This is a genomic window from Paenibacillus mesophilus, from assembly GCF_005938385.1.
In the GTDB taxonomy this organism is placed as follows: Bacteria; Bacillota; Bacilli; order Paenibacillales; family NBRC-103111; genus Paenibacillus_AB; species Paenibacillus_AB mesophilus.
This window is the reverse complement of sequence record NZ_VCRA01000003.1, coordinates 379,011-402,710: the sequence shown is the minus strand read 5'-3', so window position 1 is coordinate 402,710 and position 23,700 is coordinate 379,011. Positions and strand designations below refer to the sequence as shown.

The following is a 23,700-nucleotide window of genomic DNA, read 5'->3' as shown; positions in this document are numbered from 1 at the left end:
AGCTTTAGGCGTCCGATTGTGCCCGCTTCGCACCACGAGCCGGAACGATCAGACGCTCCTTGCTCATGTAAAATACAAACAGAAGAGACAACACCGCGGGAATGAGCGTCCAAACGAACGTTGCGGCGATCGAAGAGGACAGCGCATCCGTTATTTGATGCAAAATATCGGCAGGGATGGCCGCACGCGCCTCCGGGGACAAAATCGCCCGCGGATCTTTCAGCATTTCGGCGGAAGGCATTGGCACATGGGCATTCGAACCGCCGCCATTCGTGCCGAACAACGAAGAGAGCGAATCTGTAAATTGGTTCCGTTGAATGATGCCGAATATCGTAATCCCGATCGTCATGCCCAGCGAGCGGAGGAAGGCGATTGTCGAGTTGGCCGCGCCGCGCTTCGTCTCATCGAAATGGTGGATGGCGGACATGCCGAGTACCGAGAAGGAAGCGCCGACGCCGAGGCCGGCAACGATCATGAACATCGTGACTGTAAATCTGGAAGTATCCATCGACAGTGTGGTCAAAAGGCCGATTCCGGCAACAAGGACGATTCCGGAGACGAACATAACGTTGCGGTAAGCCGTTTTCATGGCGGACATGGCTCCGATTTGGCTCGCTACTACAGTGCCGAGCATCATCGGCAGCAGAAGCAGACCGGAGTTGGTGGCCGTACCGCCTTGCACGCCTTGAATGAAGATGGGAATGTACACGGTGGCGACGATAAAGGAAGCTCCGGAGAAGACGCCGATCAGACAGCTGGACGCATACAGCCTTATTTTGAACATTTCGTACGAAATGATCGGTTCGGAAGCTTTTTTCTCGATGAGCAGGAACGAAACGAACAGGACGGCGAATGCGGCGAACAAGCCTATAATCATTGCCGAATTCCAGGCGAACTTCTGGCCGCCGAGCTCCAGGGCGAACATCAGGCATATGATCGCGCCGACAAGCGTAGCCGCTCCGGCCCAGTCCACCTGCTGCTTGGCATGCCGAACCGATTCTTTGTAGAAAAACGCCACGAAGATGAAAGCCAGTATACCCAAAGGCAAATTGATGTAGAACACCCAGCGCCAGTCGATATAATCCGTCACATAGGCGCCGAGCAGCGGCCCGAATATGCTGGACAAGCCGAATACCGCTCCGAACAGTCCGCCCATTCCTCCTCGTTTCTCGGGCGGAATAACGTCGAACATAATCGTGAAGGCGATCGGAACGAGCGCGCCTCCGCCGATTCCTTGAATGGCCCTATAAATGCTCAGCTGCACGATATTTTGCGCCGTGCCGCACAAGATAGAGCCTAATAAAAATACGACAAGGCCGAAGATGAAAAACCGTTTCCGGCCGTACATGTCGGACAGTTTGCCGAATATCGGCATACCGGCCATTTCGGCGACCATATAGGCGGAAGTGACCCAAATAAATTTGTCCAACCCGCCCAGTTCCCCGACGATCGAACCCATCGCGGTCGCCACGATCGTATTGTCCATTGCCGAGACGAGTATTCCGATCAACAGCCCGGCTACGACAATCGCCAAATTGCTTTTGTTGCCCGTTGTGGACATAAGAAGCTCCTCCTTCGATTATTAGCTTTCGCTTGCGCCGCGTTAGATGTGCCGACTTTCCGAAACGACCGCGTCTTTGTCCCTTTTGTAAACGCCCGTGTATTCGACTAACCCGATATGACACCCCGGACCGATTGTGACGTTCGTGCCTCGTACGATTTTGGCGGTCGTGTACTCCAGCCGCACCTCATCGCCCTCGATCGTATCCGCAAGCAATTCATCCTTCGGAAAAATGATAGCTTTCATCAGTTTCTCGATCGGGCTGTCGAAGCCGGATTTCCGTACCGTGATCGATTCGCCGCCGATTTCTTTGGCGCGGCATTCGGCGTACAGATCGATTTCGATCGTGCCGGCGTTCAGCAAGCCGTCGATCCGGAAGCTGCCCCGGGAGCGGAACTGTTCGGCGTCGCAGTTGCCTTTTACCGTAAAGGAGCCGTTGATTTCGACCTCTTCACCCGTCATATTGCCGCCGATCTTCGTATGGCCGTCGATACGGAAATGTTTGGCGGCCAGCGGACCCTCGATTTCGGATTTGCCGTTGACCCTTACTTTGCCGCTGTTCATCTCGCCTCCGAACGAGGCGGAACCGTTCACCTCGACGCTTTCGGCCTTGACCTTGCCGCGGACGGTCGCTTTCCCGTTGCAGACGAAGCCGATACAGTCCAAATCTCCGTTAACGGTGCCGTGCCCGTTAATCGAAATGTTTTTGAACATTCCTCCCGCACAGCCGCCGAGCACTCCGGATATGTTCAAATCTCTGCGTATATTCGTGTTCATAGTCAATCGCTCCCGAATAGTTATACTCGTTCGTAATGCTCGACCGTCGAGCCCGCATCGTTCTCGAAACGGTCCGTATATTCGATTCGCCCGATCCGGCAGCCCGGTCCGACGACTACGCTTGCACCGCGGATTACGTGCGCATTCGTATGCTCGACATAGATTTCGTCGCCTTCGATCGTGTCGGCCGACAGCGTGCCTTCGTAGAAATCGGCTGGAAGGAACAGCGAGCCGAACAGCTTCTTCAGCACGTTTCCTTCGGCGCGGCGTATTTGGATCCGTTCTCCGCCGATTTCCTTCACCTCGCAGCGGCTGTGCAGGGCGAAATCGACCGAGCCGGCATTGACCAGGCCGCCGATCCGGAATATGCCTTTAATCCGCAGCTGCTCCGCCTCGCAATGTCCGTTGATGTTGAAATATCCTTCCAGTCCGACTTCTTCGCCGGCGACATTGCCGCGCACGTTCGTCTCGCCGAACGATTTGATTTCCCGCGCTTTCATATTGCCATCGACATCCATTTTGCCGTGCACCTTGGTCATGCCCGTATCGAGATCGCCTGCAACGTCCAGCGTCCCGTTAATCGTGCACGATGTCCCCTTGAGCGAGCCGTACACTTTGGCGGTACCGTTGCAGCGGAATCCCAAGCAGTCGATATCACCGTTGAACTGGGCTTCTCCGTTCACCTTCACGTTTTTATACAGTCCGCCGCCGGACCCGCCAGAGCCCGTGACGGTTAAATTTTGCCGAGCTTCCGTCATCCTGTCCTTCTCCTTTCTTCAACTCATTTTCAGCTTTAATTCCTCGCTGCCGGCCGCAATGCTCATCCGCGCAACTAATTTCGTTCCTGCATCGAAAGCGTAGTCGTCGGCCGCCACGATCATCAGACACGAGGAAACCCCCATCTTGCGGAGGAAGACGATGCTCCAGTTTTTGTTCTCGAACTTCGCTTCATTATCTTTGATCGTCTGCAGCATCATTTTGCCTTCGTCGAGGCTGATTTCACCCGCTTGAAGCAGCTTGTCGAGCATATACGCGTACAAGATCCGTCCGAAAGGAAGGATGGGACCGTCCGGGAACAGTTGTCCGTGCAGCTCGAGCGAGGTCTTCGAAACAATGTTGCGTTCCAACAGCTCGTGCTTCGTCATCGACAGCCCGTCTGCAAAGGGGGAGAAGACGTCGGCCAGTTCGTCCAGTGACAAATCGTCCTTCATATTTTTAATTTTGTCGATCCGGGCCAATATGCTTTGCTTGGGGAAAAACGTTTCCTGGCCGGTAAATGTCGATTTGCGGACGAACCAATCCTCGGGGATCAGCTGCTTCCGTTTCCATCTGTACAATTGTCCGTACGATATTCCCGTCAGCTCCAGCAGTTCTTTCTTGGATATAAGTTCTTGTTCCACTTCTGCACCTCCTAACGAAAACGAGTGTAACATAACATTGTTACGTTTGTAAATAGAGCCGCGTAACAAACCTCCGAGCCTGCGAAAAAAAAGCATCCGCCAAAACAAAAAGTCGTTTCGGCAAATGCTGTAGGCCCGATCGTTTTATCGCCTTCCTTGAAAGTAATAAGGAGCGGCTCGGTTATCGTCGGCTGTAATATCACCGGGTAAATTCGGGATCAAGGCGCTGGCTTCTTGGACACTCATCCAGCGTACATCGGTAATGTCCCCGTCGGGGTCCGCTATTTCAAATTGACCGCCGATAGCGGAAGCATAAAACGTAAAAAGGAGGGCGTGATGACCGGCATCCGCGAAAAATATTTCCTGAACCGAATGAATTCCGCCTATCTTCACGTCCAAGCCCGATTCTTCCTTCGTCTCGCGGATCGCGGCTTGCTCCAGCGTCTCGCCGGCTTCCACCGCTCCGCCGGGAAGCGACCAATAGCTCGAGCCGCCTTTCCGGTTATGTACCATGACGATGTTTTGTTTGGACGGATCAAAAATTAGCGTGCAGGCCACGTCTACTCGTTTCATAGCGATACATGCTCCTCCAACGTATACGGATTATTGCGAACGGTCATTGCCCAAGCTCAAAATAACAGCCGGTCTGCCGACGAAGTGCCGTCGACTAGATCTCGGCCGCTATCCGCTGCGCGATCAAGGCTCCGTGGTGACGCCCGGTTTCGATAAAGATTTCGTTCGCCTCGGCACCGGCCGCGATTACCCCGGCCAAAAACAGACCCTTCACGTCCGTTTCCATTGTGGCGGGATCGAAATACGGTTTCTCCGCTTCGCCTTCCATCCTCACTCCCGCCGACTTCAGAAACTCCCGGTCCGGCCGGAAGCCGGTCAGCGCGAGCACGAAATCATTGTCCACCGTTTCCGTGCCATTGTCGCTTTCGATCGTGATGTGCGTCTCCCCGATACCGACAACCCGCGAACGGAAAAGCATCCGTACCCGTCCTTTGTTGACGAGGCTATCGAAGAGGGGACGAACCCACGGCTTCACGCTCGGCGACATCGCATCGCCCCGGTATACGACGGTCACTTCCGCGCCGACGCGGACAAGCTCCATAGCCGCATCTACGGCGGAATTGTTGCCTCCGATGATGGCGACCTTCATTCCGGTATACGGATGGGCCTCGCGGAAAAAGTGGCTCACTTTGGACAGATGTTCGCCGGGGATGCCGATCATGTTCGGATGATCGAAATATCCCGTCGCCAGTATGACATTTTTAGCTTCATAATGTCCGATCTGTCCCGTACGGTTTTGGCTCGTTACGCGGAATGCATCTTCGCCCTTATCGATGGACGTCACCTGTTCATAGGAGCGAATCCGGATGCCGCGCCGCATCGCAACTGTCCGGTAATAATGGAGCGCCTCCGCGCGAGTCGGCTTTTCATTCGGTGTCGTAAACGGATAGCCGCCGATCTCGAGCAGCTCCGGCGTGCTGAAAAATTGCATGTACGTGGGGTATAAGTAAATCGAATGCACGATCGATTGCTTCTCGATGACGAGCGGATCGATGCCGACGTTTTGCAGCTCGAGCGCGGCGGACAAGCCGCACGGGCCTGCGCCGACGATGATGACCTGTTCCATGGTAGTGTGGCCTCCCGCCGATTGACGTTAATTTTCCCTCTATTGTACCACAACCGCCGGATGGAAACGATTTTCGCCGCGGCGGAGGACGACCTGCTTACACCAACCACAGTTAAATGCGTCGGACGGTTTGTTCAATCACGATAAAGACATTCCTTCCGAATCGTGGTAGCATGGGAAATGACATGTAGACGCCAAGAGCTTTCGCAATGAAAGCCAGTAGTCAATGCTTACGAAGTTAGTTTTGCTGCGCAAAACTTTTAGGAGGAGAGCCCCATGCAAAAAAGCGACGGCATGAATTATGCGCCGGAAGGAAAACCGCAGCCGGTGTGCGAGCCGGGTCAATTTACGTTCGCAGCGATCGCGCTCGACCACGGTCATATTTACGGAATGTGCAACGGCTTGACGAGAGCCGGGGCGACGCTGAAATGGGTATACGACCGGGATCCGGCCAAGGTGGAGGCGTTTCGGGCCAAATTTCCGCAAGTGCAGGTAGCCGAATCGGAGAGGCAAGTACTGGAGGACCCGGAGGTCCGGTTGATCGCGGCGGCGGCCGTTCCGTCGGAGCGCTGCGCCCTTGGACTGCGCGCCATGGAGAACGGCAAAGATTACTTCACCGATAAAACTCCGTTCACAAGCTTGGAGCAGCTGGCCGCGGCCCGTGAGATGACGAGCCGTACGGGGCTGAAGTATATGGTTTATTACAGCGAGCGGCTTCATGTGGAGAGCGCCGTCTATGCCGGCCGGCTGATCAAGGAAGGCGCGATCGGACGGGTCGTGCAGGTGATCGGCACCGGGCCGCACCGGTTGAACGCGCCGTCGCGGCCGGACTGGTTTTTCCGCAAGGACAATTACGGCGGCATTTTGTGCGATATCGGCAGCCATCAGATCGAGCAATTTTTATATTTCTCCGGGTGCACGGATGCCAAAGTCGTACACAGCAAAGTCGCCAACTATAAAAACAAACAATACCCCGAGCTGGAAGATTACGGTGACGCTACGCTGATCGGCAACAACGGCGCGACGAACTATTTCCGCGTAGACTGGCTGACTCCGGACGGACTCGGCACATGGGGCGACGGACGGACGATCATTCTGGGCACGGACGGGTATATCGAGCTGCGCAAATATATCGACATCGCCCGCACGAAGGAAGGCGATCATCTGTATCTCGTCAACCATGAGGGCGAGAAGCATTTCGCCGTGCACGGCCAAATCGGATACCCGTTCTTCGGCGAGCTCATCCTCGATTGCATGAATAGAACCGAGATCGCGATGACGCAAGCGCATGCCTTCAAAGCGGCGGAGCTTTGTCTGATCGCCCAGCGTGACGCGGTCCGGGTAGAATAGGCAGATCCGCACATGATTAACCGGTAACGTTTACCGCTTGCAATTCCCGGACCTCGGGGGTTGCATTTTTTTTGGCTATTTACAGGGAAGAGCGGCCCGGCGTAAAATTATTTTATGGATTCGACAAGCTTGGCTTCGCTAAAGTGTTAAAGTGAAGTGCGAGTTCTCGACGATAGTCGTTATTTTATCGGAATGTTTCGGTTTCCGGACGCTGGCAGGGGATGAACGAATGGGGAAGCAGTGGGATTACTTTCATCGTACGACCGAACGGCAGGAGCATATGAGCGTACTCGTCGATGCTTCCTATTCCGGCACAGCGCCGCTCCCGGGCTTCTCACGCCTTCTTTCCGTCGTCGTCAACTTGTACGCGATCGCCTCGGACAAAAAGGAACGGGAAAACGCCCAATCGAGGCTGGGCTTGTTGGAGCGGCGTCTGGACGCCCTTTTTTCCGAACGTCTGCAAGCGGTATACATCGGCCGGATCAATACGGAAACGCGATTGGAGTTTTACTATTATGCCAAGCCGGGAGGCGAGCCGCACCGGCGGCTGGCGGAAAGCGTCTTGGAAGCCTATCCGACATACAGATGGATTGCGTCGGAACGAGACGATGCGGATTGGACGTTCTACGCCTATTTGAGACCGAACGAAATCGAGAAGCTGTATGCGAAAAACAACATCTTGCTCCAGTCGCTCTCGCAAAAGGGAGACCGGCTGGACATCGCCCGCGACGTATTCCACTGGCTCAGGTTCGGCAGCAGCGAAAATATGCGCAATGCGGCCGACTCTGCGAAGCGTCTCGGATACAGCGTAGTCAATTCCGACCTGGATGCGGATAAGCCGACGTACCAGCATACTTTAATCATCAGCAAAAAACATTCGCTCGGCGTTGACGCGATGAACGATTCCGTCAAAGAGCTGTACGATCTGACCAATACGTTCGCAGGCAAATATGAAGGCTGGGGGACGGACCTTCGTCAGAAGCTGTGGCGCAAGCTGAGAAACGGAATGAGCGGAAGGCGGATAGCCCTCGCCGGTCTGCTGCTGCTTGCGGCGGTACTGATCGCCGTTCCGCTCCTTATGGCCAAATACATTTGAAAGCGGTGGAAATGCGTTGACGGTAATCGGTTTGATTAGACACGGGGTTACGGATTGGAACGAGCAGATGAGAGCCCAAGGGCATACGGATATCCCTTTGAATGAAGAAGGAAGACGGCAGGCGGAGCGGCTCGGCGTACGCACGAGCGCCGAGGCGTGGGATTTTGTATACAGCAGCGACCTGGGCCGCGCGATGGAGACGGCCCGGAATGCCGCCGAAAGCCGAGGATTGGAAATAGTGACAGACACCCGGCTGAGGGAAGTGTTTCTCGGAGAAATCGAAGGAACGACCGAAGCGGAACGGGTAACCCGGTGGGGAGACAACTGGCGCGACCTCGATCTGGGCGGAGAGCCGCGGGAAGCCGTCGCCGATCGCGGGGTGCAGGCGATTCATGAAATCGCCGACCGCCATCCGGGCAAGCGCGTTCTGATCGTGAGCCATGGCGGATTGATCGGGCTTGCCTTCAAACGGCTCGTCCCGCAGTTCGAAACGACCGGGTTTATCGGCAATACGTCGGTAACCCTTCTGCGAAGAACGGAAGAAGGCCGGTGGGAGTGCGAATTGTTCAACTGTACGAAGCATTTGCAGGACTAATACGGAGTCCGGGGGCTGACCGCGCGAACCGATCGGCCTTTAACGACTAAGGAACTTTAACGGAATTACCGGCCTGACTGAGTACGTTATTCCGTTAAAGTTCCTACGCCTGTCTCGGCGCAGCCGAAGAACTTCGCACGATCAGCTCCGATGGAAGCACGACCCGTTTCCATTCGGGAGTCGTCACTCCCTTGATCCGGTCGATCAGCAGCTGGATGCCCATCGCGCCGAACTGGTAGGCGGGCTGCGATACGACCGTAAAGAACGGGTCGATTACCGACGCGCCGAGATCGTCGAAGCAGACGACGGATATTTGTCCCGGCACCCGGATCCCCCAGTCGAGCAGCTTGCGGATAATGCCGACGGCAATAAAGTTGTTGCCCGCAAACACCGCCGTAGGCGGCTCGGGCAAGTCGAGCAGACGACGCAGCGCCTCCTCGTCCGCAAACTGCTTGTAGTTCATCTCCAGTATGAGCGCTTCGTCCTCGGGGATATCGTTCAGCTTCAGCGCTTCCCGGTATCCGGCAAGCCTTTCGCGGGCGGTCGAGACGGTCAGCGAACCGTTCACGACGGCGATCCGGCGGTGGCCTTGCCGGATCAAATGCTCGACGAGCTTCTTGGCGCCCTCCTTGCTGTCCCCGCTGACGATGTCGCTTTCGATGCCGGGAACAGAACGGTCCAGCAGCACGAATGGAATGCGATGCTTGCGCAGCGTCTGCAGATGAGGCCCGGACAAATCGGAGGCGGCCGAGAACAGCACCCCGTCCACCCGTGTCGACAGCACCATGTCGACGTATTCTTTTTCCTTCGCCAAGCTTTCGTCGCTGTTGCCGAACAGCAGCTTGTAGCCGAGACGCATCGCCGCATCCTCCGCTCCGCGCGCTACGGTCGTAAAGAACGGATTCGTGATGTCCGGTATGAGCAGCGAGAGCATCTTCGTTTCCTGCAGAACGAGACTGCGCGCCATCGAATTCGGCACGTAGTTCATTTCTTCCATAATTTTTTTGACGCGCAGGCGCGTCTTCTCGCTTATTTTCCCCGTATTGTTAATGACCTTCGAGACGGTCATGGCGGATACGTTCGCTTGCTTCGCTATATCGTAAATGGTAACCAACGTAGGCCTTCTTTCTTAACGTTATAGAATTTATAAATTTTCGGACCTTGGGGACGAAAAGGCTTCGATTAGACGTTTTTCTTAACGATAGTAATGGATACACAAAGGTATCAGCGTCTTCCGCCGAGCATATCTTCACTTTGTGGGGGAATATTGGATATAGCCTATTGTACAGGAACAAAACGATTGACAGCAACAAAAAAGCTTGTTATGTTAGGGTTATCGGTAAACTTAATCCTTTTACAGGAAAAAGGAGTGGGAGTATGGCTGGTAAAATCGAAGCGGGAGCGGACGTTCTCGTTATGGACGCCGCGGACCATGTAGCTACCGCGATTCGCGATATCGCGGCAGGGGAAACGATTCAGTACGTCGTGCAAGGGAAACGGGAGACGGTGACGGCGGCCGAGCCGATCCCGTTCGGTCATAAAATCGCCATTATCGACATTCCCGAAGGCGAGCATGTCCGCAAATACGGGGAAGTCATCGGACAGTCGACTGTCGCCATAGCAACAGGACACCACGTGCACGTGCACAATATCGAAGGAATCCGCGGACGCGGAGACAAAGCGAAGGGAGCGAATGCGTCATGAGCGGCACATTTCTCGGATACCGCCGACCGAACGGGGATATCGGCATCCGCAATCATTTGTTGATTATTCCGACCGTCATATGCGCGAACCAGGTATGCAGCCGGATTACCCAGCTCGTCCCGGACACGGTGGCGATCCCGCATCAGCACGGCTGCAGCCAGATCGGCGCCGACAAGCAGAGGACGTTCGACGTGCTGGCCGGCACGGGCAAAAATCCGAACGTCGGGGGCGTCATCATCATCAGCCTCGGCTGCGAGGTGATTGATCCGGAAGCGCTTGCAGAAGCGATAAAGGTTACCGGTAAACTCATCGAAGTGTTCGATATTCAATCCATCGGCGGTTCCGTGAAAGCGATCCAGCACGGAACGGAATTGGCCAGACGCATGCGGGCGCAGCTGGATGGGATGGAGAAGACGGCAATTCCTTTCAGCGAACTGAAAATAGGCGTGAAGTGCGGAGGCTCCGACGCTACGTCGGGTCTTGCTTCCAATCCTGCGCTCGGCGCGGCCGCGGACAGTCTCATTCGAGCCGGCGGGACGGTAGTCATCGGCGAAACGACCGAGATTATCGGCGCGGAGCACGTACTGGCCGGCCGGTGCCGTACGCCGGAAATATCCGAGCAGTTATATCATATCGTCGACCGGTTCGAGAAGGAAGTCGAACGCATGGGAGCGGATATGCGCGGCGGCAACCCGAGTCCCGGCAATATCGCGGGAGGCTTGTCCACGATCGAGGAGAAATCGCTCGGCTGCATATCCAAATGCGGGACCGCCCCGATCGAAGGGATTATCGAATATGCGGAGACGATACCGGCGACAGGACTCTACTTCATGGATTCCCCCGGCAACGACATCGAATGCGTATCCGGCATGGCGGCGGGCGGAGCGCACCTCGTCTGCTTCACGACCGGCCGGGGAACACCGACGGGATCGGCAGTTATTCCGGTCATCAAAATAACGGGCAACAAAAAAATGTTCGAACGCATGACGGACAATATGGACGTCGACGTAAGCGATATGCTGTCCGGTACGCTCTCCTTGGAAGATGCAAGCGAGATTATATGGCAAGAAATCCGCGAGGTAAGCGACGGCAAGCTGACGAAGGCGGAAATATTGGGACACACGGAATTCAGCATCAACCGGATCGGACCGAGCTTGTAACGGCGGAATGGTGCCGGAAGCCGATTTCACACCCGGAGCAGGGTTATTCACCGGATAAATAAAGGGAGGAAGAGAAATGGCACGGTTGTCAAACCGGGTAGCTCTCGTTACGGGAGGAAGCCGGGGGATCGGGGAAGCGATCGTCATTCGTCTCGCGGAGGAAGGCGCGAACGTCGCGATCAATTACACGTCGGAGAAGTCGCGGGAGCTTGCGGACAAAGTGAAGGAGCAAGCCGAGGCGCTTGGCGTGAAAGCGGTCGTCGTCCGTGCGGACGTCGGCAGCAAGGCGCAGGTGGAAGCGATGTTCGAGCAGGTGGAGCAGGAGCTCGGACCGGTGGACATATTGGTCAATAACGCGGGAATTGCCCCGTTCGAGCCTTTTCTGAAAATAAAAGAAGAAACGTGGGACCGTACGTACAATACGAACGTGAAATCGATCTTTCTGTGCTCGCAGCGCGCTGCGGCCGGCATGACCGAGCGGCGTTACGGCAAAATCGTCAACGTGCTGTCGACGGCAAGCCTAATGGTGACGAGCCCCGTTATACCGCATTACCAATCATCGAAGGCGGCCGCCCATATGCTGACCAAAGGGATGGCGATCGAGCTCGGCAAATACAACATCAATGTGAACGCCGTCGGTCCGAGCACTGTCGACACCGATATGTGCACCGACTTTTTGGCCGATCCGGAGCTGCGCCGGAAAGAAGTGGAGGCGAATCCGATGAAACGCCTCGGCACGGCCCGGCAGATCGGCGATGCCGTCGTGTTCCTCGCTTCGGATGAAGCGATGCAGGTGAACGGCCACCTGCTCATGGTAGACGGCGGATTGACCGTGAAAGCGGCGCAGCCGGACGATCATATGGAACGGTAAGGAGGCGGGAGTTTCGATGCGGATCGTTCAAATGGTCGATTTGTCGCAGGAGCTGTATCACAACTGTCCGGTGCTGCCGGATTTCGAGCCGCCGAAGCTGGACTATTTGCTCGTCGGGGCGCGGGACGGCTGGACGCTGGAGCGGATTACGATGAACCTGCATTCGGGAACGCATATGGATGCTCCGGCGCATCTCGGGGATTTCGCGCTGACGCTCGACCGAATACCGGTAGAGCGGTTTCAGGGCAAAGCGCTGTATATACCGCTATCGCATAAAAGGCAGGGCGAGCCGATCGCAGCGGACGATTTGCAGCCTTATACGGACCGGATGGATGACGAAACGGTCGTGCTGCTGTACACCGGCTGGGGCGAGAAGCGCGGCTGGTCGAAGGAATGGGTGTACGGCTCCCCTTACTTGTCCAACGATGCGGCGCGGCTTCTTGTGTCTAGAGGTATCCGGGGTGTCGGCATCGACCATTTCAGCATCGGCGGCACCGGGGAAGAGAACGAGGAAACGCACCGGATCCTGCTGGGTGCGCCGGTATGGGTTGCGGAAGGGCTGCAGTTGAACGAGCCAGCGCTTCTGGAAGGAGACTGGCACGTCATGGCGATGCCGGTCAAAATTAGGGATTCGAGCGGCGCTCCTGCACGCGTCGTCGCATTCCGGACGGAGGGATAAGCGTGTCGGCCACGACTCGATGGGAATATTGGACTGCCGAACGGTCCGAAGAGTTGAATACGCTCGGCTCCGAAGGCTGGGAGCTTGTCGGCGTAACGGCCGTGGAAGGGAAGGAGCGGTTCTACTTGAAACGTCCGCTCCCTTCTTTGCGCGAGCAGATTACGCTGGACCAGCGCAAGCAAGTGCTATCCGCTTCGGGGGGAGGAACGGGAGAATGAAGAAGAGCGGCATTCTGCATCCCGCATTGAACCGCATATTGGCGGAGACGGGACATACGGACATGCTGACCGTATGCGATCGGGGATTTCCCGTACCGTCCGGTCCGGAACGGCTCGATTTGGCGCTTGTCGACGATTTGCCGACGGTGCTCGACGTGCTGGGCGCGATCGACAAAGAATTCGTGATCGACCGGATCATCGTGGCGGACGAAATGAAGGAAGCGAGCCCGGAACGATACGAAAGGCTGCAAGCGCTGTATCCTCACATCGCGTTCGCGTCGCTGCCCCACATACGATTCAAAGAAATATGTCCTGAATCCCGTGCTGTCATACGAACAGGAGACAGCGCGCCTTACGCGAATATTATTATTGTATCGGGGTAGATCACCAAACTACATATTGGGGAGGGAAAGCGACGTGAGATTGCAGGATAAAGTATGCATCATTACCGGTGCGGGCTCCGGTATCGGCCAGAGCTCGGCCATTCTGTTCGGACGCGAGCAGGCGATTGTCGTCGTAGCGGACATCGATCGGGAGAAAGGCGAGGAGACGGTCCGACACATCGCCAGCGCGGGAGGCAGAGCATCGTATATTTATGCCGATGTGACAAGCCCCGAGTCGGCTAAAGCGATGATCGACGAAACGGTCAGGCAGTACGGGAAAATCGACGTCTTGTTCAACAATGCGGGTATTAGCGGAGTCGGCATGCTTCATGAAATCGAGCCGGACGCTTGGGATCGCGTCATGAACGTCAACATCAGGGGGGTATATTTGCCTTCCAAGTATGCCCTGCCGTATATGATGGAACGCAAAGCCGGGTCGATCATCAACATGTCTTCGTGCATCGCCGAAATCGGACTCGCCCTGCGCGCATCGTACGCGGCGACGAAAGGCGCGGTGCTGGCGCTGACCAAATCGATGCAGGTCGATTACGCCCCCTACAACATCCGGGTCAATGCCTTGCTGCCGGGTACGATTATGACGCCGTTTGTTGAAAATTATTTAAAAAATTCTTACGACGACCCGGAGGCGGCTGTGCAATCGCTCAAAAAACGGCAGCTTAGCGGCGATCTCGGCAGACCGGACGACGTCGCGAATGCCGCGCTGTTCCTGGCATCGGACGAATCGAAATTTATGATGGGTTCTCCGCTCTATATCGACGGCGGCGTCGTATTCGGCAAAAACGCCTGAAACCGTATAAATAAAACGTTTACACCGTATCCCGAATGGCATAAAATGGGGTTTGGCAGTTGTTGGAATGATAGGCGCACATCGCGCGAATATGTTGATCGGAGGGGTTGGCAGTGGAGCTGCTATTCAAGCAAGGGGATGTCGTGCTTTTTCAGGGCGACAGTATTACGGACGCGGGCAGAAACAAGGAGCAACCGGGCGATCTCGGCAGAGGGTATGCCCATTTGACAACAGCCTTGTTCAATTCGGCTTATCCCGAGCTGCAGGTCAAATTTCTGAACCGCGGCATAAGCGGCAACCGGGCCAAAGATTTGCTGAACCGCTGGGATGCGGACTGTCTGGAGCTTCGTCCGAACTGGGTGTCGATCTACATAGGCATTAACGACACGTGGAGAAGGTACGACCGGAACGACCCTACTTCCGCCGAGCAATTCGAGAAGGAATACCGGGAGCTGCTCGTCCGGACGAAGGAACGGCTCGGAGCGGGCATCGTCATGATCGAACCGTTCGTCCTTCCCGTACCGGAAGACCGCAAGAAGTGGCGGGAAGACCTGGACCCGAAAATTACGGTGGTCCGGGAGCTGGCGAGAGAATTCGGCGCGCTGCTTGTTCCGCTGGACGGGCTATTCGCCCAAGCATCGATGCTTGCGCCTTCGGCTTATTGGGCGCCGGACGGCGTTCATCCGTCGCCGGCCGGGCATGCGCTGATCGCCAAAAACTGGTTGAAGACAGTCGGGGCCGCAAGAGCTGTGCAATCCTAATATCGGGTAAAAAGCAGCCTAGCGCTTGGTCAGATTTCCAAGCAGTGGGAGTGACGGATTCGATCCGCCCGCGGTCATTTGCTCGTATGTGACTTTTACCCACTCGTTTCGTAATAGGAAGAAGTCATAAAAAAGTAAAAGCCCGGACCGTGAAGGTCCGGGCTTTCGACTTCGTTCAGAGCGCTTTTAGGACTCCAGAATAAGGGCGTATACTTTGCCGGGACCGTGAATGCCGATCGTCAGGTCGTTCTCGATATCGGCGCTCCGACTCGGTCCGGTTATGAGGTTGATCGACGAGGGCAAGGATGCCGCCTCCGGGTGGTCTGCTCGGATCGCTTCGAACGCTTCGCCCATACGCGTGACGAGCCGGTCGGCGCGGATGACGGCGAACAGCGTGTCCGGCAGCAGGCTGACGGAGCGTCCGTGTCCGCCCCGGGCGAGCAGCACGAGCGTGCCGGTGTTGGCGATAGCGTAGTCGGCCCAGACGATGCCGAGCCGGCTGCGCTCTGCTGCGCGAAGCAGCGGGCTGCGGCGGCTCCACGCCGAGTCGGCGCCTGCGCCGGAGGCGGGTGCGTCCGCAGCTCCGTCCCCGCGCCAAGGCACGACGGCGACGCCATCAGCGGCAAGCGCGGCATCCAGCGGCAGCGCGGCGAGATCGGGGTGATCCCAGCGGGTCACCCGATCGATGCCGCGCTCCGCGCAGATGCGCCGCGCGAACGCGGGCACGGCGTCGGCGGCGTCGGCCGCGCGAGCGGTCCAGACGGTGCCGGTGAGCGCCGACCAGTTCGCCCCGAACTGGTCGATGCGCTCCTGCACCGTCGTGCGCACCGCGGCGTACTCCTCCGGCACGCCGATGACGGGGCGTGCCGGAGGCACCGCGAGCGGCGCCTGCCGGCCCAGCCGCTTCGCGATGCGGAGCATGAATTCGTCGCGTCCCTCGATAGTGCCGCGTGTGGCTTGATTGTGAGTCGCGCTCATGGACGACGCTCCTTTCCGTTCTTGTCTTCACCAAGCTCCTGTTGGAGCTTCTCCCACCGGTCCCGGAACGACTGCTTCGGCTTCATAGGCAGGAAGCGCGATTGCGTCCAGCCGGAGAGCGGGGCGGGAGCCCGCCGGATCGCGCCTTTGCGCAGCAGCGGCTTCTGCAGCCAGTAAACGGCTTTGCTTGCCATCTTGTACAAGGTCACATTGCCGAAGGCGGTTGCGTACGTCTTGAATGCGACGCGCTCTGCAGCCGGTGTCATTTTCAGCTTCACTTTGCGGTGACGCAGCTGAACGAGCATGTCGTGCAGCGGGATTTTCACCGGACAAGCCTCGTAGCAGGCGCCGCACAAGCTGGAAGCGTACGAGAGCTGCCCGGCCTCCTTGTAATCTTGCTGAAGCAGCGGAGTGAGCACCGCCCCGATCGGACCGCTGTAGACGGAGCCGTACGTATGGCCGCCGACTTGCCGGTACACCGGGCATACGTTCAAACAGGCCGCGCAGCGGATACAGTGCAGCACTTCCTGGAACTGCGGGTCGCCGAGCTGCGAGGAACGGCCGTTATCCAGAATGAGCACGTGAAGCTCCTCCGGTCCGTCCAGATCTCCCTCGCGGCGCGGTCCGGTAACGAACGACGTATACGTGGTCAGCTTTTGCCCCGTAGCGCTTCTCGCCAGCAAGTTCAGCATGACCTCGACGTCGGCGAACGTCGGGACAAGCCGTTCCATGCCCATGACGACGACGTGAATTTTCGGAATCGTCGAAACCATGCGCGCATTGCCCTCATTGGAAACGAGCGTCACCGTGCCCGATTCGGCGATGCCGAAGTTGCAGCCGGTCAGGCCGATGTCCGCCTCCAGGAAGACGTTGCGCAGCTTATGGCGCGCATAGTCGGCAAGAGGCCTCGTCTCCGCCGGAAACGTCTCGCCCGAATGGTCCGAGAACAAGTCGGCGATTTGCTGCTTGTTTTTGTGAATGGCCGGAATGATCAGATGGGAAGGCGTTTCCTTCGCCAGCTGAAGAATATATTCGCCGAGGTCGGTTTCGACCGCTTCGACCCCGATTTCTTCCAGCCTGTGATTCAAATGAATTTCTTCGGAAACCATCGATTTGCCTTTGGCGACGAGCTTCGCCTCGGCTTTGCGGGCAATATCGAGAAACGTCTTGACCGCATCTTCTCCGGTTTGGCAGAAATGGACGTGGCCGCCGGCTTTGACGACGTTGTCGGAAAACTGCGTCAAGTAGTAATCGAGGTGGGAGACGACGTGCTCGCGGATCGCGCGGCCGCGTTCGCGCCACATTTCCCAGTTGCCGAAGTCGTCCATCGCCTTCAGCTTGCCGGTTTTCAGCTTATCGGTCGTGAAGGCGACCGCCTTGCGCAGAAACTCGTCGCCTAGCGCGATTTCGGTCCTCTTCTTCAGTCCGCTGCCGATCTTGGCGAGCTCTTCCGTATGTGCATCCGAATCGTGATGCGTCGTTCCGCTCATCGCGCTGTACCTCCCTGCTCCAGCAATTGGGCCAAATGCATGACGCGCACCGGCTTGCCTTCCTTGTTCAACCGGCCCTCGATGTTCATCAGACAGCCCATGTCGGTACCGACGAGCACTTCCGCGCCCGTTTCCAGCACGTGCTTCGCTTTCTCGCATACCATCGCTTCGGACATATCGGCCATCTTCACGGCGAACGTGCCGCCGAAGCCGCAGCAATCTTCCCGATGGGGCAGATCGACGAGTTCCATTCCCCGTACGTTGCCCATCAGCTCGGCGGGCTCCGAGCGAACCCCGAGCAGACGCATCGCGTGGCATGACGGATGGTAAGTCACTTTGCCCGGGAACGTCGCGCCAACATCGGTTACGCCGAGCACCTGTACGAGAAATTGCGAGAATTCGTATGTTTTCGCGATCAGCGCTTCCGCCTTAGCCCGCCACTCCGGCTCGTCGCGGAACAGGTCGGGGTAGTAATGGTGAATCATGCCAGTACAGGAGCCGGAAGGGGAGACGATATAATCGCTGTGCTCGAACGCGCGAATCCATTGCCGCGCCACGACGCGAGCTTCGTCCTGGTAGCCGCTGTTGAACGCCGGCTGGCCGCAGCACGTCTGCAGCTCGGGGAAATCGACCTCGCACCCGTACCGGTGGAGCAGGCGGACGACGCTTTCGCCGACTTCGGGATACATCATGTCGGCCAAGCAAGTGATGAAGAGCGATACTTTCACGGGGCACCCTCTTTTCTGATTCAAGTGTGGGGACAGAAGTCTTTTGTGCCTTTTATTTCGGGCGTTTCGCATTCCCGCGATGTTTACGCTTAATGATCTCATTATCAGGTTATCAGACAACTGCCGAAAATGAAAGACATTTATTCCGCAATCGCGCAAAATTCTTCATCGTACAGTCAAAAATAGTGAACAAACAACGAATTTTTGTTTCTATTCATCCGGATGCGTAATGATATAATGGGGGTATAAGCGTAAATCCGCATTACCACGAGGGGGCGTTAACGACATATGGCCGCATTCGATCCGAACAAATTCGAAGGCATGTGGGAGAAACCAAATTGTGGGAAAACCGGTCGTACGAGCTGATCGTCGAATTTGCCGAAGTGTCGTCGTAAAACGTCAAAATGTTATCGTACTTTCTGCTCTCCAAATATGGAGAGAATGATTTTGCTCGCACCAGGTGCACGCTGGCCGCTTATAACGGTCGGCTTTCTTTGTTTTTCGAAGCCGCTCTTCATTTCCGGGGCGGGGGAGGGGGGACGATCGGGTGAAACGTTTGTTTCGGGGGCGGATGGAGCGAACCTGGCGGGGCTCGATCCGGAGCCGCATTTTTTTCTCGATTTTGCTGTTTTTAATCATTCCGTTTCTATTGACCTTTTATTATATCGACAAGCCTTTGGAGAATGCGATCGAGCGGAAGATCGGCGATGCCGCCCGGGAGGCGCTGTCGCAAGTGAATTTCAACGTGGAGCTGTTTCTCGAGGATATGCTGCGATCGGCCGTGGACCTTTCAATGAATTCCAGCGTGAATGCACTGCTGAAAAACCCCGGTCAATTCGACGAATACGAGAAGCTGCGCATTAAAGACAACGTTTTCAACAAATTGTTCAGCTCCTATTTCAATACCGAGCCCTATATCGCTTTGACCGATCTTCACGGCAACTGGCTGAGCTCCTTCTACATGGATCAAAGCCTGTACCGGGAATATACCGGCAGCGAATGGTATGCGGAGATGCTGAAACGTCCTTTCCAGACGAGATGGTCGGTCCATATCAAGACGTATCCGTACGCCGACGATTCCTTGATCACCTTGACCAAAACCGTTACCGACCTGCAAACGAAGCAAAATATCGGGATGATCTTGTTCAGCGTAGCGGAGCAGGATGTCCGCAAATATTTGGCCAAGCTGGACGGAGAGGTGTACATGGCGGACGAGGCCGGAACCGTCGTGTCGAGTCCGGCCGCGCGGCTGATCGGATTCAACGTGCGCGAGGAACCGCACATGGAGGAGGTCATGCGCAATTCGAGAGGACAAATTACGACCGTGCGCGGCGGGGAGAAATGGATCGTCAATTATGACACGGTCGGCCAAGCCGGCTGGAAAATCGTCCAGCTAATCCGGTACGATACCGTATTCCGGGAAATATTCGACATCCGGAAAGTAAATATAATGATCGTTTCGGTCATTTTCCTGGTGTTCATGTTCATTACGCTTTCGATTTCGTACAGCATATCCAGGCCGCTCAAGCTGCTGAACAAGCGGATGCAGGAGGTCGAGGACAACGGGTTCCGTAGCTCCTTGTCGGTATCGGGCCCGCAAGAGATTTCCACGCTCCTTGGGACCTATAATAAAATGCTGAAGCAAATCCGCGAGCTGCTTCAACGGCTGAAGGACGAGTACGAGCAAAAGGAGCATATGCGCTTCCGCGCGCTGCAGGCGCAAATCAACCCGCACTTCCTCTTGAACACGATCAACAACATCAAATGGATGGCGTACATTCGCCATGACCGCGAAGTCGGAGAGATGCTGTCGAGTCTCGGCAGCATCATGGAAGCGAGCATAGGCCGAGACGGAATATTCATCCCGTTGAAGCAAGAAATAAATTATATTGAGCACTATATTGCGCTGATGAAGTTGAAATATAACGAGAAGCTGTCGATCGTCTATGACGTCCCGGAGGAGCTGCTTGGCTGCCGGGTATTGAAATTTATGCTCCAGCCCATCGTAGAGAACAGCATCATTCACGGGATCGATCCGGTCGGCCGGCAAGGGGAGATCGCTATACGGGCATGGTCGGAGAATGCCGCTTTACACGTGAGCGTGACCGATAATGGCATCGGAATACGCAAGGACCGGCTGGAGCAGGTCCGGCAATGGCTGGAGCGGCCGTCGCCCGAAGAAGGGCCGCCGCACCGCATCGGGATCAAAAACGTACACGACCGGATTCGGCTGCAGCACGGAGAGCGGTACGGCCTGCAGATCGATAGCGTCTGGAATGAAGGAACCCGTGTGAGCGTCACATTGCCCATTGTGGCAGGAGAGGAGAACGATTATGCCGATTAAAGTGATGCTCGTTGACGATGAAATATTGGTCAGGCTCGGCATCAAATCGCTGATCGACTGGGAAAGCCATGGCTACGAATACGTCGGGGACGCACCAGACGGCCGGCAGGCGCTCGCGCTCATGGAACGCGATCCGGCGGACATTGTGCTCACGGATATCGTAATGCCGCATATGGACGGACTGGAGCTGATCGAGGCGGTCAAGAAACGGTATCCGCATACGCGGATTATCGTACTCAGCAGCCACAACGAGTATGAATACGTTCGCAAAGCGATGAAGCTCGGAGTCGACGATTATTTATTGAAGGCGTCGATGAAACCGGACGAGCTGCTCGGCATGCTGCGGGAAACCGCGGATAAAGCGGAGGAGAGCCGGAAGGAACTGAACCGGCAATTGCAGGCGGGCTCCGATCGGGAACGGCGGCCGAAGGCTGCGGAGAAATTGCGGGAGCTGCTGGACGGGCAAGCCGAAGGAGAAGCGAAGAGCGGTCAAGCAGCCGCAAGCGACTTCGGATTCGATCGCGAACCGGAACATTACTTCGTGATGCTGATGCGCATTCACCGACGTGAGACGGACAAACAATCGGCCGTACGCACAATACTGAATCTGGCAGAGCTGGAACTTGGCAAATGGGCGGACGGCCGCGTATTTCCTTACGCCGACGACGAACTGGTCATCGTTGCCGGCTTCGATCATGTTCGGGAGGACTTGGCCGAATATTCGAAAAGCATAGGCCGCGATCTTGTCAGTGCGGCGAGACGGTTCGCCGATATTTCGGCGAGCATCGGGATAAGCGGTCCGTTTTCGGATTGGCGCCGGTTTCGCGATGCATATATGCAGGCTAAATCGTCGCTCCAGCGCTGCTTCTATGACGGCAAGGGGAGCGTGTATGTATATGATGATGAAGCGGCCGCCTTAACCGAGCTGGTTCCCGTCACTTTTTCCGAAGAGGAGCTCAAGCGGGCGATATCGCTGCAGGACGAGAACGGCATGATCCGCGCTGTCGAAGCGGTATTTGACCGGATGCAATGTACAAGAGGATCGATCGAGCAATGCATTCAATCGTGTCTGGATCTGATGCATTTTATCCGGAAGGAGATTCAAAGGACGGCGAACGATTCGACCTTGGAAATCGATGCGAACGAACCGCTGTATGTGCAAATACTCGGATTCGAGGAGCTGGGAGAAGCGAGGCGGTGGTTTATCCATTGGATCGGGCGCTTGGCGGAAAAGGGCAGAAAATCGGCGCTTCAGACGTATCCGGAAGAAATCCAGAAATTGATCCGTTATGTCAAAACAAACTATGCGGAGCCAATTTCCTTGAAGAAAGCGGCCGAGATGGTCAGCATGAACGAAACCTACTTGAGCTATTTGTTCAAAAAAGAAACGAAGACCGGCTTTACGGAATTTTTGAACCAGATTCGGGTGGACAAGGCCGCCGAATATTTAAGAGGGACGAACATGCCCGGCTATTTGATCGCCGAGAAGGTCGGATACGAGAACATCAACTACTTCGGACGCGTGTTCAAGAAGCTGAAGGGGGTCAGCCCGCAGCAGTACAGATCGCAATATCAAAGATAACGGCTCGCACGGCGCAGCCAAAAAAAGTGAATGCGTTTGCAAGAAATTGTGAACAGGCGCCGACCTTCAAAAAAATGTGAACAAAGTACGGGGCATGGTTCCTGTAGAGAGGGACGCCTTCTCTTTATAATGGGTTTGTAAGCGTTTTTACATTACAAGGGAGGGTTCAAGCCGTGAAGAAGACATGGAAAGCGATGCTCCCGATCGTGCTTACGATCGGAATAGCGGCCGGCTGCGGCGGCGCGGGCGACGGGCAAGCAGGCGTTGCGCAGACGGACAAGAGCGGCAAGACGGCCGCAGAGAACGTCGAATTGACGTGGTGGGTCGACGCCCGCGAGGATGTGCAGCAGACGTATCAAGAGATCAAGGCGGAGTTCGAGAACAAAAATCCGAACGTGAAAATCAATATGGTCAAAACGTCGGATGACAAAATCAATGAGCGAATCAGCATTGCCGTCAATACGAATCAAATGCCGGATGTGCAGCAAGGCTCGGTGTTCTGGCCGCTCACTTATGCGCAGAAAGATCTGCTTGCTCCGGTCGACGATCTGATCGATAAAGCCGATTTCGATGACAGCGCGCTGAAGAGCGTCCAAGTGAACGGGAAAACGTACATTTATCCGAACAGTACGGCGGCGATCGGGCTGCTGGTCAATAAAGACATGTTCAAGGAAAAAGGTGCGGTCGATCTGCTTCCGAAAAATATGGGGCCTTGGACGACGGAGCAATTCAAAAAGGCGGCGAAGGCGGTTACCGATCCGGCCAAGCAAACGTACGGCTTCATGCTGTTTGCCGGCAATACGGCAGGCGATCAGATGCACCACGCTTTGCTGTGGGGATTCGGGGCGAAGAGCTGGTCCGATGACGGCAAGAAGTCGCTGCTCAACTCGCCGGAAGGCGTCGAAGGCTTGCAGTTCGAAATCAGTCTCATCGACGAAGGACTCGTGCTGCCGGGAGCCGCGGGCTTGACTCCGGATATGAATTTGTTCGCCCAGGGGAAGGTCGGCATGATGGTAGGGAGTATCGGCAACGTCCCGGCCGTAACGAAGGCGTTCGACGGCGGGGCGGGCAAGAAGTTCGAGATCGACCTGATCCCGTATCCGTCGAAGGACGGGAAGAAGTCGAATACGGTGTTGTTCGGATACGGTACGTGGATATGGAATACGAAAAACGCGAAGAAGATGGAATGGTCCAAGAAATTCGTCCAGTTCGTCAACAGCAAGAACAATATGGCCAAAATGGCAAAAGCCGAATCGGTCGTAACGACCAGAAAGTCGCTCGCGAGCGACTATCCGGATGGAAGTCTTCAGAAGAAGACGACACAGCTGTTCCAATATGCCGGCAATATCGGATTGGGCGTTCCGGGCTATTCGGAGACGCGCAACGCGTTCTATCCCGAGCTTCAGGCCGCGTATACGAAGAAGAAGACGGCTCAGCAGGCGCTTGACGATTATGTGAAGAAAGCGAACGAGATAATAGCGAACGCGTCCAAATAATGACGAATGCGCGCCGCACATTGAGGCTTCCGAGGTGTGCGGCGCTGATCGAAAGGAAGTCACAACCATGATGATGAAAC

Annotated in this window: 24 protein-coding genes; 14 read left to right on the top strand and 10 right to left on the bottom strand. The window is 56.0% G+C overall.

What is annotated here, in order from left to right; translation table 11 throughout:
* Positions 1 to 4: 4 nt before the first annotated feature.
* The 6 genes from FE783_RS07130 to FE783_RS07105 all read right to left on the bottom strand — a co-directional run bounded on the left by FE783_RS07130 (position 5) and on the right by FE783_RS07105 (position 5,377).
* Positions 5 to 1,561, bottom strand: a complete 1,557-nt coding sequence (locus FE783_RS07130; protein WP_138878646.1) for an MDR family MFS transporter — start codon at positions 1,559 to 1,561, stop codon at positions 5 to 7.
* 42 nt (positions 1,562 to 1,603) lie between these two features.
* On the bottom strand, positions 1,604 to 2,338 hold the full coding sequence (locus tag FE783_RS07125; protein ID WP_138878645.1) for a bactofilin family protein: 735 nt from the start codon (positions 2,336 to 2,338) through the stop codon (positions 1,604 to 1,606).
* 20 nt (positions 2,339 to 2,358) lie between these two features.
* Positions 2,359 to 3,096, bottom strand: coding sequence for a hypothetical protein (locus tag FE783_RS07120; protein WP_138878644.1), 738 nt, complete (start codon positions 3,094 to 3,096; stop codon positions 2,359 to 2,361).
* 18 nt (positions 3,097 to 3,114) lie between these two features.
* A complete protein-coding gene (locus FE783_RS07115) occupies positions 3,115 to 3,738 on the bottom strand; it encodes a YhbD family protein (protein ID WP_138878643.1) in 624 nt (207 codons plus the stop codon).
* Between the two features lie 144 nt (positions 3,739 to 3,882).
* A complete protein-coding gene (locus tag FE783_RS07110) occupies positions 3,883 to 4,311 on the bottom strand; it encodes an NUDIX hydrolase (RefSeq protein WP_138878642.1) in 429 nt (142 codons plus the stop codon).
* A gap of 94 nt (positions 4,312 to 4,405) precedes the next feature.
* Complete coding sequence (locus FE783_RS07105) at positions 4,406 to 5,377, bottom strand: YpdA family putative bacillithiol disulfide reductase (protein ID WP_138878641.1); 972 nt, start codon at positions 5,375 to 5,377, stop codon at positions 4,406 to 4,408.
* Between the two features lie 276 nt (positions 5,378 to 5,653).
* Between FE783_RS07105 and FE783_RS07100 the strand changes: the two genes are divergently transcribed.
* The 3 genes from FE783_RS07100 (at position 5,654) to FE783_RS07090 (ending at position 8,418) form a co-directional block, all read left to right on the top strand.
* Positions 5,654 to 6,727 (top strand): Gfo/Idh/MocA family protein, encoded by a 1,074-nt coding sequence (locus FE783_RS07100; RefSeq protein ID WP_138878640.1) that lies wholly within the window; start codon positions 5,654 to 5,656, stop codon positions 6,725 to 6,727.
* A 229-nt stretch (positions 6,728 to 6,956) separates the two neighbouring features.
* Positions 6,957 to 7,823 carry a DUF695 domain-containing protein gene (locus tag FE783_RS07095; RefSeq protein WP_138878639.1) on the top strand — a complete coding sequence of 289 codons (867 nt, stop codon included), beginning with the start codon at positions 6,957 to 6,959 and terminating at the stop codon, positions 7,821 to 7,823.
* Between the two features lie 16 nt (positions 7,824 to 7,839).
* Entirely contained in the window at positions 7,840 to 8,418 is a 579-nt protein-coding gene (locus FE783_RS07090; RefSeq protein ID WP_138878638.1) for a histidine phosphatase family protein, read from the top strand.
* Positions 8,419 to 8,521: 103 nt separating this feature from the next.
* Here the strand turns inward: FE783_RS07090 and FE783_RS07085 are convergent, their stop codons facing one another.
* Complete coding sequence (locus FE783_RS07085; RefSeq protein WP_138878637.1) at positions 8,522 to 9,532, bottom strand: LacI family DNA-binding transcriptional regulator; 1,011 nt, start codon at positions 9,530 to 9,532, stop codon at positions 8,522 to 8,524.
* A gap of 263 nt (positions 9,533 to 9,795) precedes the next feature.
* On the opposite strand from FE783_RS07085, the gene FE783_RS07080 reads away from it, so the two are divergent.
* The 8 genes from FE783_RS07080 to FE783_RS07045 all read left to right on the top strand — a co-directional run bounded on the left by FE783_RS07080 (position 9,796) and on the right by FE783_RS07045 (position 15,002).
* A complete protein-coding gene (locus tag FE783_RS07080) occupies positions 9,796 to 10,122 on the top strand; it encodes a UxaA family hydrolase (protein WP_138878636.1) in 327 nt (108 codons plus the stop codon).
* Positions 10,119 to 11,282, top strand: a complete 1,164-nt coding sequence (locus FE783_RS07075; protein ID WP_138878635.1) for a UxaA family hydrolase — start codon at positions 10,119 to 10,121, stop codon at positions 11,280 to 11,282. Before FE783_RS07080 ends, FE783_RS07075 begins: the two co-directional genes overlap by 4 nt.
* Positions 11,283 to 11,358: 76 nt before the next feature.
* Positions 11,359 to 12,153 carry an SDR family NAD(P)-dependent oxidoreductase gene (locus FE783_RS07070; RefSeq protein ID WP_138878634.1) on the top strand — a complete coding sequence of 265 codons (795 nt, stop codon included), beginning with the start codon at positions 11,359 to 11,361 and terminating at the stop codon, positions 12,151 to 12,153.
* Positions 12,154 to 12,169: 16 nt separating this feature from the next.
* Positions 12,170 to 12,832, top strand: a complete 663-nt coding sequence (locus FE783_RS07065; RefSeq protein WP_138878633.1) for a cyclase family protein — start codon at positions 12,170 to 12,172, stop codon at positions 12,830 to 12,832.
* 2 nt (positions 12,833 to 12,834) lie between these two features.
* A complete protein-coding gene (locus FE783_RS07060; RefSeq protein WP_138878632.1) occupies positions 12,835 to 13,050 on the top strand; it encodes a hypothetical protein in 216 nt (71 codons plus the stop codon).
* Positions 13,047 to 13,433 carry a D-ribose pyranase gene (gene rbsD, locus FE783_RS07055; protein ID WP_138878631.1) on the top strand — a complete coding sequence of 129 codons (387 nt, stop codon included), beginning with the start codon at positions 13,047 to 13,049 and terminating at the stop codon, positions 13,431 to 13,433. The genes FE783_RS07060 and rbsD overlap by 4 nt, the downstream gene beginning before the upstream one ends.
* Before the next feature lie 34 nt (positions 13,434 to 13,467).
* The gene (locus tag FE783_RS07050; RefSeq protein ID WP_138878630.1) at positions 13,468 to 14,241 is read left to right on the top strand and encodes an SDR family NAD(P)-dependent oxidoreductase; all 774 of its coding nucleotides are present in this window, start codon (positions 13,468 to 13,470) and stop codon (positions 14,239 to 14,241) included.
* A gap of 113 nt (positions 14,242 to 14,354) precedes the next feature.
* Positions 14,355 to 15,002 (top strand): SGNH/GDSL hydrolase family protein, encoded by a 648-nt coding sequence (locus tag FE783_RS07045; RefSeq protein ID WP_420799715.1) that lies wholly within the window; start codon positions 14,355 to 14,357, stop codon positions 15,000 to 15,002.
* 186 nt (positions 15,003 to 15,188) lie between these two features.
* Here the strand turns inward: FE783_RS07045 and FE783_RS07040 are convergent, their stop codons facing one another.
* The 3 genes from FE783_RS07040 to FE783_RS07030 are packed head-to-tail and all read right to left on the bottom strand — an operon-like array spanning position 15,189 to position 18,198.
* Positions 15,189 to 15,923, bottom strand: a complete 735-nt coding sequence (locus FE783_RS07040; protein ID WP_238402923.1) for a LutC/YkgG family protein — start codon at positions 15,921 to 15,923, stop codon at positions 15,189 to 15,191.
* A 53-nt stretch (positions 15,924 to 15,976) separates the two neighbouring features.
* Positions 15,977 to 17,470: a LutB/LldF family L-lactate oxidation iron-sulfur protein gene (locus FE783_RS07035; RefSeq protein WP_138878628.1), complete on the bottom strand. Its 1,494-nt coding sequence runs from the start codon at positions 17,468 to 17,470 to the stop codon at positions 15,977 to 15,979.
* Complete coding sequence (locus FE783_RS07030) at positions 17,467 to 18,198, bottom strand: (Fe-S)-binding protein (protein WP_138878627.1); 732 nt, start codon at positions 18,196 to 18,198, stop codon at positions 17,467 to 17,469. The genes FE783_RS07035 and FE783_RS07030 overlap by 4 nt, the downstream gene beginning before the upstream one ends.
* A 547-nt stretch (positions 18,199 to 18,745) precedes the next feature.
* On the opposite strand from FE783_RS07030, the gene FE783_RS07025 reads away from it, so the two are divergent.
* The 3 genes from FE783_RS07025 to FE783_RS07015 all read left to right on the top strand — a co-directional run bounded on the left by FE783_RS07025 (position 18,746) and on the right by FE783_RS07015 (position 23,620).
* Complete coding sequence (locus tag FE783_RS07025) at positions 18,746 to 20,542, top strand: sensor histidine kinase (RefSeq protein WP_238402898.1); 1,797 nt, start codon at positions 18,746 to 18,748, stop codon at positions 20,540 to 20,542.
* The gene (locus FE783_RS07020) at positions 20,532 to 22,124 is read left to right on the top strand and encodes a response regulator (protein ID WP_138878626.1); all 1,593 of its coding nucleotides are present in this window, start codon (positions 20,532 to 20,534) and stop codon (positions 22,122 to 22,124) included. Before FE783_RS07025 ends, FE783_RS07020 begins: the two co-directional genes overlap by 11 nt.
* Positions 22,125 to 22,297: 173 nt before the next feature.
* Positions 22,298 to 23,620, top strand: coding sequence for an extracellular solute-binding protein (locus FE783_RS07015; protein WP_138878625.1), 1,323 nt, complete (start codon positions 22,298 to 22,300; stop codon positions 23,618 to 23,620).
* Positions 23,621 to 23,700: the final 80 nt, after the last annotated feature.

Bases quoted from the DNA above. Each gene is read 5' to 3' on its own strand.
- FE783_RS07130 (WP_138878646.1), bottom strand. From the start codon at position 1,561: ATGTCCACAACGGGCAACAAAAGCAATTTGGCGATTGTCGTAGCCGGG.
- FE783_RS07125 (WP_138878645.1), bottom strand. From the start codon at position 2,338: ATGAACACGAATATACGCAGAGATTTGAACATATCCGGAGTGCTCGGC.
- FE783_RS07120 (WP_138878644.1), bottom strand. From the start codon at position 3,096: ATGACGGAAGCTCGGCAAAATTTAACCGTCACGGGCTCTGGCGGGTCC.
- FE783_RS07110 (WP_138878642.1), bottom strand. From the start codon at position 4,311: ATGAAACGAGTAGACGTGGCCTGCACGCTAATTTTTGATCCGTCCAAA.
- FE783_RS07105 (WP_138878641.1), bottom strand. From the start codon at position 5,377: ATGGAACAGGTCATCATCGTCGGCGCAGGCCCGTGCGGCTTGTCCGCC.
- FE783_RS07100 (WP_138878640.1), top strand. From the start codon at position 5,654: ATGCAAAAAAGCGACGGCATGAATTATGCGCCGGAAGGAAAACCGCAG.
- FE783_RS07095 (WP_138878639.1), top strand. From the start codon at position 6,957: ATGGGGAAGCAGTGGGATTACTTTCATCGTACGACCGAACGGCAGGAG.
- FE783_RS07080 (WP_138878636.1), top strand. From the start codon at position 9,796: ATGGCTGGTAAAATCGAAGCGGGAGCGGACGTTCTCGTTATGGACGCC.
- FE783_RS07075 (WP_138878635.1), top strand. From the start codon at position 10,119: ATGAGCGGCACATTTCTCGGATACCGCCGACCGAACGGGGATATCGGC.
- FE783_RS07070 (WP_138878634.1), top strand. From the start codon at position 11,359: ATGGCACGGTTGTCAAACCGGGTAGCTCTCGTTACGGGAGGAAGCCGG.
- FE783_RS07065 (WP_138878633.1), top strand. From the start codon at position 12,170: ATGCGGATCGTTCAAATGGTCGATTTGTCGCAGGAGCTGTATCACAAC.
- rbsD (WP_138878631.1), top strand. From the start codon at position 13,047: ATGAAGAAGAGCGGCATTCTGCATCCCGCATTGAACCGCATATTGGCG.
- FE783_RS07040 (WP_238402923.1), bottom strand. From the start codon at position 15,923: ATGCTCCGCATCGCGAAGCGGCTGGGCCGGCAGGCGCCGCTCGCGGTG.
- FE783_RS07035 (WP_138878628.1), bottom strand. From the start codon at position 17,470: ATGAGCGGAACGACGCATCACGATTCGGATGCACATACGGAAGAGCTC.
- FE783_RS07020 (WP_138878626.1), top strand. From the start codon at position 20,532: ATGCCGATTAAAGTGATGCTCGTTGACGATGAAATATTGGTCAGGCTC.